This window comes from Azospirillum sp. 11R-A (assembly GCF_049472615.1).
Classification (GTDB): Bacteria; Pseudomonadota; Alphaproteobacteria; order Azospirillales; family Azospirillaceae; genus Azospirillum; species Azospirillum palustre.
This window is the reverse complement of the sequence record NZ_JBCEBL010000009.1, coordinates 127,209-144,440: the sequence shown is the minus strand read 5'-3', so window position 1 is coordinate 144,440 and position 17,232 is coordinate 127,209. Positions and strand designations below refer to the sequence as shown.

Sequence of the window (17,232 nt, the reverse complement as noted above, 5' to 3'; positions counted from 1 at the left end):
CATGGCAACCCTTCATCTGGTTCGCGACGACCTGCGCGACGTGACGGTCGGCGACCGGCGTGTCCTGTTCCACGTCCCCACCAGCGGCCTGTTCGAGCTGGACCGCGTCGGCGGCGCCCTGATCGACCTGTTCGCCGAGCTGGGCGAGGTCAGCGAGGAGGATGTCCGCCGCCGCTTCGACGGTGTCGCCAATCCGGCCGAGGTGATCGACAGCCTGCGCGAGCTGATCACGCTGCGCATCGTCGAGAGCGGCCCGGCCGTCAAGCGGACGAAGCCGCCGGTGACCATCAGCGAATTCCCGCTCAGCACCGTCGTGCTGAACGTCAACACCGGCTGCAACCTCAGCTGCACCTACTGCTACAAGGAGGATCTGACCACCCCCGCCAAGGGCGAGCGGATGGAGTTCGACACCGCCGCCCGCAGCGTCGACCTGCTGTTGCAGGAAGCCAGGGGCCGCGACAGCGTCAATGTCGTCTTCTTTGGCGGGGAGCCGCTGACCAACCTGCCGCTGATCCGTCAGGTGGTGGCCTATGCCGAGGAGCGCGGGCGCGAGGCCGGGGTCCGCATGGACTTCTCGCTGACCACCAACGGCGTGCTGCTGACCGAGGAGACCGTCGACTGGCTCGACGCCCACCGCTTCGGCATCACCATCAGCATGGACGGGCCGAAGCCGCTGCACGACCGCAACCGCCGCACCGTCGGCGGCAAGGGCTCCTACGACGTTGTCGCGGCGAAGGCGCGGATGCTGCTGTCGCGCTACCGTTCCCGCCCGGTGGGGGCGCGGGTGACGCTGACCGCCGGGGTCACCGACGTGGTGGCGATCCACGACCATCTGAAGACCGATCTGGGCTTCTTCGAGGTGGGGTTCTCCCCTGTCACCTCCGGTGCGATGTCGGCCTTCAACCTGACCGGCGACGAGCTGGCGACCGTCTTCGACAACATGAAGACGCTCGGGCTGGCCTATGTCGAGGCGGCGAAGCGCGGCGTCAACACCGGCTTTTCCAACATGCACCAGCTGATGACCGATCTGACGGAAGGAACGACCAAGTCGCTGCCCTGCGGCGCCGGGCTCGGCATGCTGGCGGTGGACAAGGAAGGCGACCTGCATCTCTGCCACCGCTTCACCGGATCGTCGCAGCCGACCTACGGCAATGTCGATGACGGCATTGCCAAGGACAGCCTGGGCAGCTTCCTGGAAGGGATGGCGAACCGCACCGGCACCGATTGCGAGACCTGCTGGATCCGCAAGCTGTGCGCCGGCGGCTGCTATCACGAATCCTACGCCCGCTACGCCGATCCGGCGCACCCGACCTATCACTACTGCAACCTGATGCGCGACTGGATCGACTTCGGCATCCGCGCCTATGCCGAGATCATGGTCGCCAACCCGCAGTTCATCGAACGCTACGTCGCGCCGCGCAGGGGGATGAAATGAAGCATCTGACGCCCATCAACAAGAAGGCCCATCTGGTCGATCAGGCCGTCGAGAACGGCCATCTGGACGAGGTGGTGGCGATGCAGGTGGTGGTCGGCTGCGCCTCCACCATGGATCCCGGCTGGGAGGTCGATCCGTTCGGCAGCGTCGCCGCGCTGTGCGCACCGATGGAGGCCGACCTTTACGGCTGTTCCGACCCCTGCTGGTGGCCGGCGCAGGTGCCCGACACCATCAACAGCTACCCGGACTGGAACGCCAAGGCGGCCTCCGCCCAGAACGACTGGCGCGCCCTCCAGTCGGTGTTCCCGAAGGACTGACCGCCATGAAGACCCATGCAAACGGAGTCCGTCCGATGAGAAGCCGCCGCACCCAATACCGCCTGGGCGGCTTGCTCGCCGCCCTGCTGCTCGCCGCCTCTCCCGCCGCGGCGAAGGACTATCTGCTGACCGGCGCCAAGCCCGACAAGCTGGTGCTGGTCGATGCCGCCGCCCGCAAGGTGGAGCGGGTGCTGACCATCCCCGGCGGCGGGGTGGCGCCCGGCACCATCGTGCCCTCGCCGGACGGCCGCATCGCCTATGTCGTCAGCAACCACATGGGCAGCGTGTCCGGCATCGAGCTGGACAGCGGCAAGCAGGTCTTCCGCGCCGATTTCTCCACGACAGGTGAACCGGGCGGAGATCTGCGCGTCCGCAGCCTATTCGGCATGGACGTCAGCCCCGACGGCAAGGAGCTGTACGTCTTCCAGGCGCCGGTGCGCATGCTGCCCGGCGAGTACCGGGTGGAGGACACCCGCATCGCCGTCTACCGCACCGCCGACGGCGTCGGCGCCAAGCCGGTGCGCCTGCTGCCGGCGCCGCGCCGGGTCGCCGTCCTCGCCTTCTCCAAGGATGGCGGCACGCTGTGGGCGCTCGGCTGGGACCTCTACGGCCTCGATCCGAAGACCGGGGCGGTGAAGGAGACGCACAAGGTGCTGAACTGGACCCGCGCCAACCACAGCCCGCCCGACGTGCTCGACATCTGGCCGCAGTTCGAACAGGCGGCGACGCTTTCCACCCCCTACTTCACCGCCCGCACCGATCTGGCCGCGACCGATCCCGGCGCCTTCCGCACCGGCCTGATGACGCTCGACCTCGCCACCGGCCGGATGGACATGCGGGATTTCGAAGACACCAGCGCCGTCATCTTCTCGTCCGTCGTCAGCCCGGTGAAACGGACGGAGGCCTATTCCGTCTACACCCAGCTGACCAAGATCGACACCGACGGCGGCAAGCTGGTGAAGCGGGTGGACCTGCCGCACACCTATTACTCGATCAACGTCTCCAGCGACGGCAAGGAGGTCTATGTCGGCGGCACCGCCTGCGACATCGGCGTCTACGGCACCGATACGCTCGACCGCATCGGTCAGGTGGAGATCGCCGGCTGCCCCGACCAGGGCATCGCCTCCCTGCGGGTGATCCGGCGCTAGGTTAATGCCCTCTCCCTGGACGGGAGAGGGCGCCTTATCCCCTCCCCAACAGGCTCCCCCATGCCCCATTCCCTGCGTTGGGCCGGCGGCTTCGTCCGGCCGCACCGGAGCCGTCTGGCGGTCTCGGTCGTCCTGTCGCTGGCCGGCACCGGCATCGGGCTGGCGCAGCCCTGGCTGACCAAGCGCATCGTCGATGACGGGCTGACCGGCGGCGACGCCCGGCTGCTGGTTCTGCTGACGCTGGGCATGCTGGCAGCAGGGCTGGTTTCGACCCTGCTGTCGGGGGCGAACCGGCTGGTCTACACCCGTGCGTCGGCCGGCGTGCTGTTCGCGATGCGGGAGCATGTCTACGGCCATCTCCAGACGCTGCCGCCACGCTTCTACGCCCGCTGGTCGGCCGGCGATGTGCTGGGCCGGCTCGACGGCGATCTGGCGGAGGTTCAGCGCTTCGCCGTCGACGCCCCGCTGTCGGCGCTGAACGCGCTGCTGACGCTGGCCGGGGCGGTGGCGCTGATGCTGCTGATCGACCCGGCGCTGACCGTGATCGCCTTCCTGCTGCTGCCGGCGCAGGCACTGTTCCTGCGCAACGCCCGGCTCTGGGTGGAGCGCAGCGCCCGCGCGCTCCGCGACTCCATGGCGGCGTTGACCGGCTTCTTCGTGCAGCGCCTGTCGGCCATGAAGCTGATCCAGTCGCTGGGTGCCGAGAGCCAGGAGGCCGACCGCCTCGCCGCCCTCGACCGCGATTGCCTGGGCCAGCTTCTGCGCCAGCAGATGGTCGGTATCGTCACCGGCAGCGTGCCGGGCCTGCTGGGATCCGCCGGAACGGCGGCGGTGTTCCTGTGGGGCGGCCTGCGGGTGATCGACGGCGAGCTGTCGCTGGGCGCGCTGATCGCCTTCTCCGCCTATCTCGGCCGCGCCACCGGTCCGGTGCAGGGTCTGCTCGGCCTGATCGTCGGGGCGCAGCGCGCCCACGTGTCGCTGGACCGGTTGAGCGAACTGCTGTCCGAATCCCCTGCCGTGAACCGCCCGGCCCGGACGGTCATCCCGGCATGCCGGGGCGGTGCGCTGTCGGTCGAAGGCGTTGTCTTCGGCCATGGTCCCGGCCGGCCGGTGCTCGACGGGCTGTCCCTCACCATTCCGGCGGGATCCAAGGTCGGGCTGCTCGGCCCGTCCGGCGCAGGCAAATCGACGCTGACCGACCTGCTGCACCGCCATTACGACCCGGAGCGGGGCCGCATCGCGCTCGACGGCGTCGACCTGCGCAACCTCGACCCCGCCCTGCTGCGCCGCCGGGTGGCGGTGCTGGGCCAGGACGCGCCGCTGCTGCCGGGCAGCATCGCCGACAATCTGCGCTTCGGCCTGACCGCAGCGGAGAGTGCGGCGCTCGACCGGGACACGCTGGCCGAGGCGGTGGCCGCAGCCCAGCTCAGCGGCTGGATCGCCGGCCTGCCGCACGGGCTGGACACGCCGGTCGGCGCCTGGGCCTCCGCCCTCTCCGGCGGGCAGCGGCAACGGATCGCGCTGGCCCGCTGCCTGCTGCGCAAGCCGGACCTGCTGATCCTCGACGAACCGGTCTCCGCCCTCGACCCGGCCGCCGCCGAGCGGCTGAGCGCCGATGTGGACCGCCTGTTTGCCGGCCGCACCCGTCTGGTCATCAGCCACCGTGGCGAGGCGCTGGCCGGCTGCGATGCGGTGTACCGCCTGGAGCACGGACGCCTGGAGCCGGTCACCCAAACCCTGGAGGCCGCATGCGCATCGCAGTGATCGACAGCGGCATCTCGTTGCCCAACGCACCGGCGACCGAACGCGCGGCCTTCCGGCTGCGTGAAGACACGCTCGGCATCGAGCAAATCCCGGCCCACCCTGACCGCATCGGCCATGGCAGCGCCGTCGCCGCAGCGATCCTGGCGCAGGCCCCTGCGGCGACGCTGATCGACGCCCAGATCTTCCACGACCGCATCACCGCCTCTCCCGCCGCGGTGGCGGCGGCCCTGCGCTGGGCCGTCGGCTGCGGCGCCCGGCTGGCGACCCTCAGCCTCGGCCTGTCCGCCGACCGCCCGGTGCTGCGCGCCGCGGTGGAAGAGGCGCTGTCGCACGGCCTGCTGCTGGTCGCCGCCAGCCCGGCGCGCGGCGGTCCGGTGTGGCCCGCCGCCTATCCCGGCGTCATTGCCGCCACCGGCGATGCCCGCTGCGCCCCCGGCGAAGTGTCCGTTTTGCCATCTGCCTTCGGCACCTGTCCGCGCCGGCCGGATGGCGCCCCGCATGTCGGCGGCGCCAGCCTCGCCGTCGGTCATCTCGCCGGCCTGCTGGCCGCCGTCGCCCCGCCGTCGCGCGAGGCCGCGCTCGCCCATCTGCACAGCGCCGCCCGCTGGCACGGGCCGGAACGGCGTCTGGTCTGACGCCCCGGCCGCCGCAGCAGCGGGGAAAAGCATCCGCTCTATAATCAGTTCGCAAAGCGGATAGATCGAGCGCTTCGCGACGGCGATACTTCCGCCGCTTCCCACCGGGCACCGCCCGCCCCTCCACAATTCCGGAACATCCCGATGTCCGATTACAAACTGCTGATCGGCGGCCGACTGGTCGCCGGCGACACCACCATGCCCGTCGTCAACCCGGCGACGGAGGCGGTGATCGCCGACTGCCCGCGCGGGTCGGCGGCGCAGATGGACGAGGCGGTCGCCGCCGCCAAGACCGCCTTCCCCGGCTGGGCGGCGCTGCCCATTGCGGACCGCCGCGCGGCGATCCTGCGGCTTGCCGACGCGCTGAACCGCCGCGCCGAAGAGTTCGCCCGGCTGCTGACCCGGGAACAGGGCAAACCCCTGTCGGAATCCACCGCCGAGCTTGCCTATACGGAAGCCTTCCTGCGCAGCCTCGCCATGCTCGACCTGCCGGTCCGGGTGGTGGAGGACGGCGAGCGGCGGCGGGTCGAGCTGCACCGCCGGCCGCTCGGCGTGGTCGCGGCGATCATTCCGTGGAACTTCCCGCTGCTGATCGTCGCCTTCAAGCTGCCGCTGGCGCTGCTGGCCGGCAACACGATGGTCATCAAGCCGGCACCGACCACCCCGCTGACCACCCTGCGCTTCGGCGAGCTGTGCGCCGAGACCCTGCCGCCCGGCGTCGTCAACATCGTGACCGATGCCAACGACCTGGGCGCCCAACTGTCCAGCCATCCCGACGTGCGCAAGGTGACCTTCACCGGCTCGACCGAGACCGGGCGTCGGGTGATGTCCTCGGCCGCGGCGACGATCAAGCGGATCACGCTGGAGCTGGGCGGCAACGACGCCGCCATCGTGCTGGAAGACGCCGACCCCAAGGCCGTGGCGCCGAAGCTGTTCGCCGGCGCCTTCATGAATGCCGGGCAGGTCTGCCTGGCGATCAAGCGGCTCTATGTGGATGAGCGCATTTACGACGCCCTCTGCGCCGAGCTGGCCGCCCTGGCCGAGGCGGCGGTGGTCGGCGACGGGCTGCTGCCGGACGTGCGGATCGGCCCGCTCCAGAACCGCGGGCAGTACGACAAGGTTCTGGGTTTCCTGGAGGAGGCCGGCCGCGACGGCCGGATCATCGCCGGCGGTGCCGTCACCGGCGGGCCCGGCTGGTTCATCCGCCCGACCATCGTCCGCGACATCGCCGACGGCGCCCGGCTGGTGGACGAGGAGCAGTTCGGCCCGATCCTGCCGGTGATCAAGGTCACCGGCATCGACGATGCGGTGCGGCGCGCCAACGCCTCTCCCTACGGCCTCGGCGCGTCGGTCTGGTCGTCCAACGCCGAGCGGGCCTATGGGGTGGCATGCCGGCTGGAGGCGGGGACCGTCTGGATCAACACCCATCTCGATTTCGGCCCGACCATCCCCTTCGGCGGCGCCAAGCAGTCCGGCCTGGGCGTCGAGTTCGCCGAGGAGGGGCTGGCCGAATTCACCCAGCTGACGGTCATCAATTGCGCCATCGACCGGGCCAACTAGCCGAACGGGGGATCGACAGGCCGCCTCCGCGCGGGTTCAGTAGGGGAACCGCACCGCTCCCACCGGGGGCGGTGCCCATAAAGGACCGCCGGTCCATAAATCATCCGGGGAAGGAAAGCAGCCTTGAGTACCGACACCACGTCGCTGACCCAGAGCTATGTTCACGGGGCGGGCAACACCCCGTTGCTGGGCGAGACCATCGGCGCGCATCTCGACCGCATGGCGGCGCTGTCCCCCGACCGGCCTGCCCTGATCGTCCGTCACCAGAGCGTCCGCTGGACCTATGCGGAGTTCAAGCGCACCGTCGACCGGGTGGCGGCGGGGCTGGTGGCGCTGGGGCTGAAGTCGGGCGAGCGCATCGGCATCTGGTCGCAGAACAACGCCGAATGGGTGGTGACCCAGTTCGCCACCGCCAAGGCCGGCCTGATCCTGGTCAACATCAACCCGGCCTACCGCCTGCACGAGTTGGAATACGCCATCAACAAGGTCGGCTGCGCCGCCCTGATCCTGTCGCCGTCCTTCAAGTCGAGCGACTATCTCGGCATGATGGCCAAGCTGGCGCCGGAGCTGGCGCAGGCAGCGGCCGACAAGCCCTTGTCGCTGCAAAGGCTGCCCAGCCTGCGCCACCTGATCCGCCTGGGGTCGGAGAAGACGCCGGGCATGCTGAACTTCGACGACCTGCCGGCACTGGCCCGCCCGGCCGACGTGGCGGAGCTGGGACGGCTGGCAGGCACCCTGCAATTCGACGATCCCGTGAACATCCAGTTCACCAGCGGCACGACCGGCAGCCCGAAGGGCGCCACGCTGACCCACCACAACATCCTGAACAACGGCTTTTCCGTCGGCGAGGCGATGCGCCTGACCGAACAGGACCGGCTGTGCATCCCGGTCCCCTTCTATCATTGCTTCGGCATGGTGCTGGGCAACCTCGCCTGCGTCACCCACCGGGCCTGCATGGTGATTCCGGGCGAGGGCTTCGACCCCGTCGCCGTGCTGACCGCAGTGCAGGAGGAGCGCTGCACCGGGCTGCACGGCGTGCCAACCATGTTCATCGCCCTGCTCGACCACCCCGACTTCGCGCGCTACGACCTGTCGAGCCTGCGCACCGGCATCATGGCCGGCTCGCCCTGCCCGATCGAGGTGATGAAGCGCGTGGTCTCCGAGATGAACCAGCGCGAGATCACCATCGCCTACGGCATGACCGAAACCAGTCCGGTCAGCTTCCAAAGCTCCACCGACGACCCGCTCGAACGGCGCGTCTCCACCGTCGGGCGCATCCAGCCGCATCTGGAGGTGAAGATCGTCGATGCGGAGGGCCGCATCGTCCCGCCGGGCACGCCGGGGGAACTGCTGACCCGCGGCTATTCGGTGATGCGCGGCTATTGGGGCGACGCCGAGCAGACCGCCAGGGCCATCGACGAAGCCGGCTGGATGCACACCGGCGACCTCGCCACCATCGACAGGGAGGGTTACTGCAACATTGTCGGCCGGCTGAAGGATCTGGTGATCCGCGGCGGCGAGAACATCTATCCCCGCGAGGTGGAGGAGTTCCTCTACACCCACCCCGACATCGCCGACGTGCAGGTGTTCGGCGTTCCCGACCAGCAGTATGGCGAGCAGCTCTGCGCCTGGATCCGGCCGAAGCCGGGGACGGCGCTCACCGAACAGCAGGTGACCGCCTTCTGCCAGGGCAACATCGCCCATTACAAGATCCCGAAATACATCCGCTTCGTCGAAGAATTCCCGATGACCGTCACCGGCAAGATCCAGAAATTCGTCATGCGCCAGACCATGATCGAGGAGCTGAACCTGTCCCAGGACCGCACCGCCTGACGCAGCCTGCCCCCAGCCGGCGGACTGCCGGCTGCCGGGGCGACAGGGGTCATAACGCGCGCCCGCCCCATGGCAGCCAGGCGCCGATCCAGCCATACACGGTCCCGGTGGCGGTCGAGAACCATCCCTTCGCCTCCTCCGCCAGCGGCGGGGCCTTGTCCTTCCACTGCTTGATCCACTCGACGGCCGGCTGCATGTCCTCCTCGACCGACTTCAAACGGTCGCTGACTTTGCCGAATTCCTCACGCTGCTCGTTCAGCCGGGTCGATGCCTGTTCCTGCAACGCGGACAGGGTCTCCATCATTCCCTTCGCCATCTCGACGGTGGCGTTCAGCGTCTCCATCCGGGAGGTATCTCCGGCACCGCGATCCGCGAGGGCCTGGAGGTCGGGCAGCGCCGCCAGCTTCCGCTCGATCTCGTCCAGCCGGGCCTGGAGTTTGTCCAGCCTCTCCAGCAGGACCGGATCGGCGGGTACCGGCGCGGGAGTGGACGCCGCGGCAGCGGGAACCGGCGTGGAGGCGGGAACCGGTGCGTTTGCCGGGCCGGAGGCGCCGCCGGCCGCCGGAGCAGCCGCGCGCAGCAGGTCGGCCGAGACGAAACCGGTCCGGCCGCTCTGCGTCACCACGCTATACCAGGGGGCGTCGGCCACCTTGCCGGTCACCCGCAGGCGGCTTCCGCCATCGACCAGCTCGATGCGTGCCGCCCGCGCCGAGGGCTGCTCGCGCACATTGATCCGCGCGGTCGCCACGAAGTCTCCGTCCAGCGGCGTGACCTGCGCCGGCGGCATGTCGCGCGCGCTCTGCGCCCCGGCTGTCAGTGGCGAGGCCAGGAGGAACAGGGTCAAGGCGGCCAGGGCCAAGGCGTCCTGGGGAAGCGGACGAAGGGCCGGACGGGTCGAATTCATGGTTTCGCGCTTTCCTCGTTCACAAAGTCACTGGCCCTGATCAGCCGGTCGATTTCCGCCTCTTCGCGGGCGAGCTGGGCCTCCAGCTCCGGGCTGACCTTCCGGCTGCTCCAGAATGCGTCCTGATAAAAGGTGTCGTACCAGTTCTGGAGCGTGTTCATGCCCACGTCCATGGCGACGCCGCCAAGCAGCGACGCGGTGACGACCAGGACGGTCAGGGAGGTCGGCTCCATGATGCTGTCTCCTCGTGGGTCAGAAGGTCTCGCCGGCGAGGTCGCCCTCGGCCACCACGCGCAACCGCTCCAGCGCGTCCTGGCCGAAGCACTGGAACAGCACCGGGGTGGTCAGCGTGTCCAGCAGGGTGGAGCTGATCAGCCCGCCGAAGATGGCGACCGCCACCGGATGCAGGATTTCCGTTCCCGGCATATCGGATGAGAACAGCAGCGGGATCAGCGCCAGCCCGGCCGACAGCGCGGTCATCAGCACCGGCGTCAGCCGTTCCTCGCAGCCGCGCATGATCAGCACGCGGCCGGTCGGAACCCCCTCGTGCAGGGCGAGGTTGATGAAATGGCTGATCTTGAGCACGCCGTTGCGCACCGCGACACCGGTCACCGCGATGAAGCCGATCATGGCGGCAAGGCTCAGATCCTGGCCGAAGACGACCAGGGCGGCGACGCAGCCGATCAGGGCGAGCGGGATGTTCGCCATCACGATCAGGCTCAGCACCACCGAGCGGTAGCGCTGGTATAGGACAAGGAACACCAGGGCGATGGAGACCGCGCACAGCCCGGCCATCACCGGCCGGCTCTCCTCCTCCTGGCGGAAGCTGCCCTCCAGCAGGGTATTGTAGCCGGACGGCAAGGGTGTGGCGGCGATCTTCGCCCGCATCTGCGCGACGATGGCCGACATGTCCGACCCGTCGGTGTTGGCGGTCAGCACGATCCGGCGCATCCCCGATTCGCGCATGATCTGGTTGGGGCCGGCGGCGTTCACGATGGTGGCGACGGAGGACAGCGGCACATAGCCGGCCGGGGTTTCCATGCGCATCTGGGCCAGGGTTTCCGGCGTGCGGTCGGCATCCGACAGGCGCAGCACCACGTCGAACCGCTTGCCGCCGTCGATCACCTGCGACACCGTATGGCCGTTCGACAGGCTCTCCAGGGCCTCCGCCAGCTGCGCCGGCGTCACGCCGAACAGCTTGGCCCGCTCGTAATCCAGCGTGATCCGGATCTGCGGGACCTGGACCTGCTGCTCGACCAGCAGGTCGCGCAGGCCCGGAATCTCGTCGAACTTCTCGCGGAAGCGGCCCGCCAGCATGCGCAGCGTGCCCAAATCCTCGCCGAAGATCTTCATGACGATGGCGCCGCGCACGCCGTTCTGAGCCACCTCCATGCGCGAGGTCAGGAACTGGGTCACGGTCAGATCGACCGGCAGCACCGACAGGCGGTCGCGCAGATCCTCGATCACCTCGGCGCGGCTGCGGCCGTCCAGCCGGACGCGGATCGGAAACTCGCTGCTGTTGACCGGATCGGCGTCCTCGTCATCCTCGTTGCGGCCGGTGCGGCGGGCGACGCTCACCACCTCCGGCACCTGAAGGATGATCTGCTCCGCCATCGCCCCGACCCGGCTCGATTCGGCGAGCGAGATGCCGGGCCGGTTCAGCAGTTGGACATACAGCGTTCCCTCGTTGAAGGACGGCAGGAAGGAGCGCGGCAGCAGCGGCAGGGCCAGCGCCGACAGCACGACAAGCCCGGCGGTAGCGCCCAGCAGGGCGCGGGGATTGTCGAGCGACCAGCCGAGCACCCGGCCGTTCAGCCGCTTCAGCCAGCGGATCAGCCGGCCGTCATGCGACTCCTCCAGATGCTTCATGTTGGGCAGCAGATAGGCGCAGAGCGCCGGCGTCACCGTCAGCGACACCAGGAGGCTGGCGAAGATCGACACGATGTAGGCGATGCCGAGCGGGCCGAACAGCCGCCCCTGTTCCCCCGGCAGGGCGAACAGCGGCAGGAAGACCAGCAGGATGATCGCGGTGGCGTAGATGATGCCCGACCGCACCTCCTGCGAGGCGCGCATGATGACCTCGATCACCTCCAGCGGCCGGTGACGCCGCCGGTTGTCGCCCAGCCGGCGCAGCGTGTTCTCGACATAAACCACCGAATCGTCCACCAGCTGACCAATGCCGATGGCGATCCCGCCCAGCGTCATGGTGTTGATGGTGGATCCCATCAGCTTCAGCGCGATGATGGTGACGATCAGCGACACCGGGATCGCCAGCAGCGAGATGGCGGTGGTGCGCACGCTCCACAGGAAGGCGGCCAGCACGACGGCGACGATGACGATGGCGTCGCGCAGCACGTCCTCGACATTCTCGACCGATGAGCTGATCAGGTCGGCCTGGCTATAGGAGATCTTCCTCGCCTCCACACCCGGCGGCAGGGAGGGCGCCAGTTCCGCCAGCATGTCCTCGACCCGGCCGGCCAGCGCCACGCTGTTGGCGGCGGGATGCTTGAGGATCGCCATCAGGACGGCGGGCTCGCCGTTGAAGCTGCCTTCGCCGCGCTTCACCTTGGCGGCGAAACTGACGTCGCCGATCTGGCTCAGCAGCACCGGGCGGCCGTCGCGATAGGTGACGACGAGGCTGCGCAGATCGTCCAGGCTGCGGCTGCGGCCGACGTTGCGGATGATGAATTCGGTGTTGTAGAGGTCGTTGAAGCCGCCGCTGCTGTTCCGGCCGAAGTCGTTCAGCGACTGCTCGACCTGGGTCAGCGTTATTCCCAGCATGTTCATGGCGACGGGGTTGGGCGTGAAGCGGTACTGCCGCACATCGCCGCCCACGACATAGACCTGCGAAACGCCTTCCACCGCCATAAGCCGGGGACGGATCGTCCAGTCGGCCAGCTCCCGCAGGGTCATTGGGTCCATGCCGGGGGCCTGCACCACCAGCTGCATCGCCAAGCCCATCACCGACGACATCGGCGCCAGATTCGGGGTGATGTCGTCCGGCAACCGTTCCCGGGCCATCGCCAAACGCTCCATGACCAGCTGACGGTTGCGCAGCGGATCGGTGCCCCAGACGAATTCGACATAGATCAACGAAAAGCCGGGGCTCGACGCGCTGCGGATGCGCGACACCCCCGGCATACCGTTCAGCACCAGCTCCATCGGATAGGTGATGAGTTGTTCGACCTCCTCCGGCGCATAGCCGCCGGCCTCGGTGACGATCGTCACCATCGGCGGATGCAGGTCGGGAAGCAGGTCGATCGGCATGTCCCGCGCGATCAGGACGCCCCAGCCGGTGATCAGCAGCGCCGCGATCAGGACGAGGGGGCGCTGGCGCAGGCTGATTCCGACGAGAAAGGTGAACATGACGACGGGCGTCTCCGAAGGCGGCCGGAAGGCTGGAGGTGGCGAAGGATCAGGCTGCCTTGCCGGGCCAGCGGCGGCGGATGGCCACCGGATGCTGCCACAGCCACAGGAGGGCCACGATCAGGGCGACCGCCACCCCCGCCCAGAGGATCGGCCGGTGGGCGGATGCGGCGCCGGGGACGGTGTCCGCCAGTCGCGGCACCAGCAGGTCGGCGGCCCCGGTCGCGGTCGCCCCGGCCAGCGCCACCCTCACCGTCAGCGGCGTGACGCTGGCCGGCGGCAGGTAGGGTTCGGAGCGGTAGATGCCGGGAGAAACCTCGCTCAGCTCCAGCGTCTGCCGCGGGGTGTCGATCCGCAGTTCGGCTCCGCTCAAAGCCTCGCTGCTGTCATAGCGGTCGACGAAGGCGAACAGCCGCTTCTGGTTGGCGATCACCACGACGCTGACGGGTTCCGCGGCAGCCCCCCTCACCGTCGTCCGGGCGAGGTCCATGACCATCGCGACGCGCGGCGACGCGGCAGTCCCGGCCTCGTCGGCCAGCGCCCGGCCGGCGGAACCGGCGGTCAGCCCAGTCGCCAGACACACCGCCAGCACGGCGGACGCCGTGCCGGCGGCGGCGCAACGGAGCCAGTCTGCCGTCTTGCTGCGAAATTCCATGGCGTCCTCCACTGTATCTGCGTTCATTGTTTTGGCTTGGCATCGTCTCGGCCAGGCGTCGGTCTTGCCGGGCGCAAGCGGAAGGGCGGCGTTACTGGAACTGCGACAGCAGACGGGCACCGTGGGTGACGATCCGGGCGCCCGGCTCCAATCCCGCGGAGATCAGCACGCTGCGGCCATCGATCATCTCGGTCTTGACCGTATGCGGCATGAAGACCTCTGGCTCGACCAGTTCCCAGACCTGCTCGGCCCCGCCCGAATCGTTGACCACCGCCTCGCGGGCGATGGGAATGCCCTCGCGCATTTTCGATTCGTTGCGGACCGTGACGGTCACCGGACGGCCGACCCGAAGTCCATCCATCGGATTCTCGATCCGGAACATCAGGGGCACCGACTGCTGCTGCAACGCCAGCCCGCTGCCGATGAAAGTCAGGTCGAGCGCGTCGCCCTCCGGCGTCACCGCGCTGGCATTTTGGACCAGCTGCGTGCCGCGGGCGACCTCCGGGTCGGCGGCGACCGCCTCGATCCACAGGCGCTGCGGGTTGACGATCTCGAAAATCTTTTCGCCGGGATGGACGATGCGGCCGTTGATGGCGGTCGACGCGCTGATCACGCCGTCGATGGCCGCCCGCAGCACCTCCTGGGTCTGAAGCATCGGCAGCAGGGCCTCCCGCTCGCGGCGCAGACCTTCCAGCCGCACTTCCGCCTGCATCACCTTGCCGTCGCGGAAGGGCACGAACCAGAACTGCTTCAGGATCTCCACGCTCTCGGCGGTGATCCGGATCTCGTTGGTCAGCCGCGCGACCTCGCGCCTGACCTGGCTGCGGTCGACGACGCCGATGGCCGGTGCGACATAGCCGAGGATCTGTCCCTTGCGCACCGTTTCCCCCAGGACCGGCATGCCGGTCTTCGGCGGTTCGATGCGGCCGAGCAGGCTTGCCTCGACATCGCCATGGGCGTTCGGGTCCGGCACGATCCGGCCGGGCAGCTTGACCGTCAGCGGCGTGCGCACGCTGTCGGCCCTGTGCGTGCGGATGTCGAACATCCGCTGCAGCGGCTTCGGCACGAAGTAGGAGCCGTCCGGCCTGCGCTGAGGCTTGTCGACCGCCAGCGACGCCAGCAGCTTCGCATCCGTCGCGCGCGGTTGCGGCGCGGCAGCCACCGCTTCGGCCACGGCGGCCACCGGCGGCGTTGCCGGTTCGGATGTTGCGGCCGGGGGCTTCGGCGCGGTTGCTTCCGGCACCGGTTCGGACGAAGCCGGTTGGGACGACGGCGAAGCAACGGCAGCGGCCGGAGACGCGGCGTTCGGAACGGGTGACGGCGCTGCGGGAGCGGTCTGGCCGGCCTCCCGTGCCGAAGGATCCTGCGCCGATACCGCCGGCATCGCGGCGTCCGTGACATGGACCTGGCTGACCGGGGTGCGGTTGACCCCGAACATATAGGCGACTTCCCAGCTGAACTGGCTGAGGGCGTTCGATCCGCTGGAGATATAGCTGCCGACCGCCACCACCGGTGCGGTTGCCGTGTTCACCACCGTGCTTGCCGCCGAGCAGGCAGTCGAGCCGATCCATTGGCCGGTGCCCGACAGCCAGGCCCCGTCGGAGGGCGAGGCGGCGGACGAGGCAGCAGTCGAGGTGACGGCCGGAGCGGCGGACGGGCGCCGCACCCTGACGGGAGCCTCATCCTCCGCTTCCGCTCCGTGACGGCTCCAGGCCGCGGCGGGTGCCGCGGACAGCGATGCCAGAAGAATTGCGGCGGAAACCGCCGAGGACACCGCGCGGGACAGCCCCGCGCTCCGCACGAGCGCCATCGGCCGGCCGGGCAGCTGCCGGCCCCGCTGCCGGGGGCCCTTCGCCGGCCTTGCGGAGCCGACGGCATGAGGCTGTTCTTGGCCCGCCATGGTGCGATCCACCGTTCCAAACACATTCGGCATGTAGATTCCGGCGTTCGATGATGTCGGATCCGGTCGGCAAAGCAGCGAACGCACGACCGTCCCGGATATGGACCCGCTTCCGGACCCGCTTCCCTGGCCGGCGCGCAAACCTCGCCTGCCGTCATTGGACCCGAGGAAGCCTAACGAATTATGAATGACCATGTTGGGATGCGACGTTCTGAAATATAAACGGCAGGATTGCGAAATCTTCTAACAGGGATCGATCCGCCAAGACTGTTAAGAGCCGTAACTTTCCAAGGAATCCGGCGATCAAATCCTTGTTATCGCCGCCGATTACCTTTTCAACCTAACATGTTGCCAGTGATAAGCCACTGCATCCTTTGATGAAAATTTCTCGGATAGACAACAATAAGACTCTGATTCGGAACGAAAAGTTTCAACACCGCCGGAGTCTGCAAATTTCCCGTGAACGCTTTTCCGTTTACCCTGATTGAGGTAGCCTGTCCGATATGAGATATGCGGACTACTGGACACTCGAATCAAGGACCGCCTTTTCACATGCCGATGCCGCAGGAAGACGATGCCGCCCGGCACCGCCGGCGCCGCCCCTGTCGCCGGCTTTGAAATCGGTCGTCGACAGTGACTCGCGGACCGTAGCAGCCATGCCAAACCCGAGCGGAGCGTGATCGTATGCAAGACGTCCAATCCACAGAAGAAACCGGCAGCCGATCCGGCATTGACCGGCAGGCGTCCGAAACGGCCACGCCCGGACTCCAGGCCGCGCCCGTCATCGTGCAGCCCAGCCGCAGCAACGGTCCCATCGTCCTGACCATCCTGCTGGCGGCGGCGGCGGTGTGCGGCACCGTTCTCTATTCCGACGACCTGCGCTCGTCCTTCCTGTCTCCGAGCCGCACCCAGCTGAAGCTCGATACGCTGGAGCGGACCGTCGCGGGGCTGACGGCGATGCCGGAGAAGCTGACGGCGCTGGAACAGGCGGTCGCGGCGACCGGCAAGCGCATCGACCAGCAGGCCGTCACCGGCCGCGCGGTATCGGTGATCGCGGCACGCCTGCTGAAGGAGTCGCTCGGCACGTCCGATCCCTTCGCCGACGACCTCGCTCTGATGCGCCTCTCCGCTGCGGCGGATCCCGAACTCTCGAAGACGCTCGATTCGGTGTCGGGCTACGCGGCCAAGGGCGTGCCGACCCGGACCCAGCTCTATGCGTCCTTCGGGCTGCTGGTGCCGTCGGCTCTCCAGGCGGAGGTGCAGGACGGTGCAGGCGGACTGCGCGAAACCGTCTGGGGCTGGATGACCGGCCTCTCGACGGTCATCCTGGCGTCGGCGTCAGATTCGCCGCCGCAGGCGGCCGATACCACGGCTCCACAAGCGGCGGCTCCGCAAGCGGCGGCTCCGCAACAACCGGCCGAAACCAGGACACCGGCGCTGCTGGCGGCCACGGCGGCCCGGCTCGAAGCCGGCGAACTCGCGGCGGCCATCGACATCATGGCGTCGCTCGACGGCGTTGCCGCACCGGTGGCGGCCCCCTGGCTGGCCGACGCCCGCGCCCGGCTGGCCGCGGAGCGGACCGGCGCCGTCCTGGAAACCAGGATCCGCAGTTGGAGCGCCGCCGGCACCCAATAAGGACGTCGGCCCACTGCCGGGACGCGCGTCCGGCCGCTTGGCGGCCTGCGGCCCCGGACCGGTGGGCCGGACACCGATCA

14 protein-coding genes are annotated in these 17,232 nt (G+C 68.8%); 9 read left to right on the top strand and 5 right to left on the bottom strand.

Features of this window, described 5'->3' with window-relative positions; all coding sequences use genetic code 11:
- The first annotated feature begins 1 nt into the window (after window position 1).
- The 7 genes from peaB (at window position 2) to VH569_RS14960 (ending at window position 8,692) form a co-directional block, all read left to right on the top strand.
- Complete coding sequence (gene peaB, locus VH569_RS14990) at window positions 2–1,435, top strand: quinohemoprotein amine dehydrogenase maturation protein (protein WP_423316064.1); 1,434 nt, start codon at window positions 2–4, stop codon at window positions 1,433–1,435.
- Window positions 1,432–1,752: a quinohemoprotein amine dehydrogenase subunit gamma gene (gene qhpC, locus VH569_RS14985; protein ID WP_423316063.1), complete on the top strand. Its 321-nt coding sequence runs from the start codon at window positions 1,432–1,434 to the stop codon at window positions 1,750–1,752. The genes peaB and qhpC overlap by 4 nt, the downstream gene beginning before the upstream one ends.
- 35 nt (window positions 1,753–1,787) lie before the next feature.
- A complete protein-coding gene (gene peaD / locus VH569_RS14980; protein WP_423316062.1) occupies window positions 1,788–2,900 on the top strand; it encodes a quinohemoprotein amine dehydrogenase subunit beta in 1,113 nt (370 codons plus the stop codon).
- Between the two features lie 60 nt (window positions 2,901–2,960).
- Entirely contained in the window at window positions 2,961–4,664 is a 1,704-nt protein-coding gene (locus tag VH569_RS14975) for an ABC transporter ATP-binding protein (protein ID WP_423316061.1), read from the top strand.
- Window positions 4,649–5,299: a subtilisin-like serine protease QhpE gene (qhpE, locus tag VH569_RS14970; protein ID WP_423316060.1), complete on the top strand. Its 651-nt coding sequence runs from the start codon at window positions 4,649–4,651 to the stop codon at window positions 5,297–5,299. The genes VH569_RS14975 and qhpE overlap by 16 nt, the downstream gene beginning before the upstream one ends.
- A gap of 144 nt (window positions 5,300–5,443) precedes the next feature.
- Entirely contained in the window at window positions 5,444–6,859 is a 1,416-nt protein-coding gene (locus tag VH569_RS14965) for an aldehyde dehydrogenase family protein (RefSeq protein ID WP_423316059.1), read from the top strand.
- 123 nt (window positions 6,860–6,982) lie between these two features.
- Window positions 6,983–8,692 carry an AMP-binding protein gene (locus VH569_RS14960; RefSeq protein ID WP_423316058.1) on the top strand — a complete coding sequence of 570 codons (1,710 nt, stop codon included), beginning with the start codon at window positions 6,983–6,985 and terminating at the stop codon, window positions 8,690–8,692.
- Between the two features lie 49 nt (window positions 8,693–8,741).
- On the opposite strand, the gene VH569_RS14955 is transcribed toward VH569_RS14960, so the two are convergent.
- The 5 genes from VH569_RS14955 to VH569_RS14935 form a co-directional block, all read right to left on the bottom strand.
- Complete coding sequence (locus VH569_RS14955; RefSeq protein WP_423316057.1) at window positions 8,742–9,596, bottom strand: SH3 domain-containing protein; 855 nt, start codon at window positions 9,594–9,596, stop codon at window positions 8,742–8,744.
- On the bottom strand, window positions 9,593–9,829 hold the full coding sequence (locus VH569_RS14950; RefSeq protein WP_109451626.1) for a hypothetical protein: 237 nt from the start codon (window positions 9,827–9,829) through the stop codon (window positions 9,593–9,595). The genes VH569_RS14955 and VH569_RS14950 overlap by 4 nt, the downstream gene beginning before the upstream one ends.
- A gap of 19 nt (window positions 9,830–9,848) precedes the next feature.
- Entirely contained in the window at window positions 9,849–12,962 is a 3,114-nt protein-coding gene (locus VH569_RS14945) for an efflux RND transporter permease subunit (RefSeq protein ID WP_423316056.1), read from the bottom strand.
- A 49-nt stretch (window positions 12,963–13,011) separates the two neighbouring features.
- Complete coding sequence (locus tag VH569_RS14940) at window positions 13,012–13,617, bottom strand: hypothetical protein (protein ID WP_423316055.1); 606 nt, start codon at window positions 13,615–13,617, stop codon at window positions 13,012–13,014.
- 91 nt (window positions 13,618–13,708) lie between these two features.
- Complete coding sequence (locus VH569_RS14935; RefSeq protein ID WP_423316054.1) at window positions 13,709–15,148, bottom strand: efflux RND transporter periplasmic adaptor subunit; 1,440 nt, start codon at window positions 15,146–15,148, stop codon at window positions 13,709–13,711.
- Here VH569_RS14935 and VH569_RS14930 point away from each other — a divergent pair.
- Window positions 15,141–15,320 carry a hypothetical protein gene (locus tag VH569_RS14930; RefSeq protein WP_423316053.1) on the top strand — a complete coding sequence of 60 codons (180 nt, stop codon included), beginning with the start codon at window positions 15,141–15,143 and terminating at the stop codon, window positions 15,318–15,320. The genes VH569_RS14935 and VH569_RS14930 overlap by 8 nt on opposite strands.
- A gap of 881 nt (window positions 15,321–16,201) precedes the next feature.
- Entirely contained in the window at window positions 16,202–17,152 is a 951-nt protein-coding gene (locus VH569_RS14925; protein ID WP_423316052.1) for a mitofilin family membrane protein, read from the top strand.
- Window positions 17,153–17,232 lie beyond the last annotated feature (80 nt).

Bases quoted from the DNA above. Each gene is read 5' to 3' on its own strand.
- VH569_RS14975 (WP_423316061.1), top strand. From the start codon at position 2,961: ATGCCCCATTCCCTGCGTTGGGCCGGCGGCTTCGTCCGGCCGCACCGG.
- qhpC (WP_423316063.1), top strand. From the start codon at position 1,432: ATGAAGCATCTGACGCCCATCAACAAGAAGGCCCATCTGGTCGATCAG.
- qhpE (WP_423316060.1), top strand. From the start codon at position 4,649: ATGCGCATCGCAGTGATCGACAGCGGCATCTCGTTGCCCAACGCACCG.
- VH569_RS14965 (WP_423316059.1), top strand. From the start codon at position 5,444: ATGTCCGATTACAAACTGCTGATCGGCGGCCGACTGGTCGCCGGCGAC.
- peaB (WP_423316064.1), top strand. From the start codon at position 2: ATGGCAACCCTTCATCTGGTTCGCGACGACCTGCGCGACGTGACGGTC.
- VH569_RS14925 (WP_423316052.1), top strand. From the start codon at position 16,202: ATGCAAGACGTCCAATCCACAGAAGAAACCGGCAGCCGATCCGGCATT.
- VH569_RS14940 (WP_423316055.1), bottom strand. From the start codon at position 13,617: ATGGAATTTCGCAGCAAGACGGCAGACTGGCTCCGTTGCGCCGCCGCC.
- VH569_RS14955 (WP_423316057.1), bottom strand. From the start codon at position 9,596: ATGAATTCGACCCGTCCGGCCCTTCGTCCGCTTCCCCAGGACGCCTTG.
- VH569_RS14950 (WP_109451626.1), bottom strand. From the start codon at position 9,829: ATGGAGCCGACCTCCCTGACCGTCCTGGTCGTCACCGCGTCGCTGCTT.
- peaD (WP_423316062.1), top strand. From the start codon at position 1,788: ATGAGAAGCCGCCGCACCCAATACCGCCTGGGCGGCTTGCTCGCCGCC.
- VH569_RS14945 (WP_423316056.1), bottom strand. From the start codon at position 12,962: ATGTTCACCTTTCTCGTCGGAATCAGCCTGCGCCAGCGCCCCCTCGTC.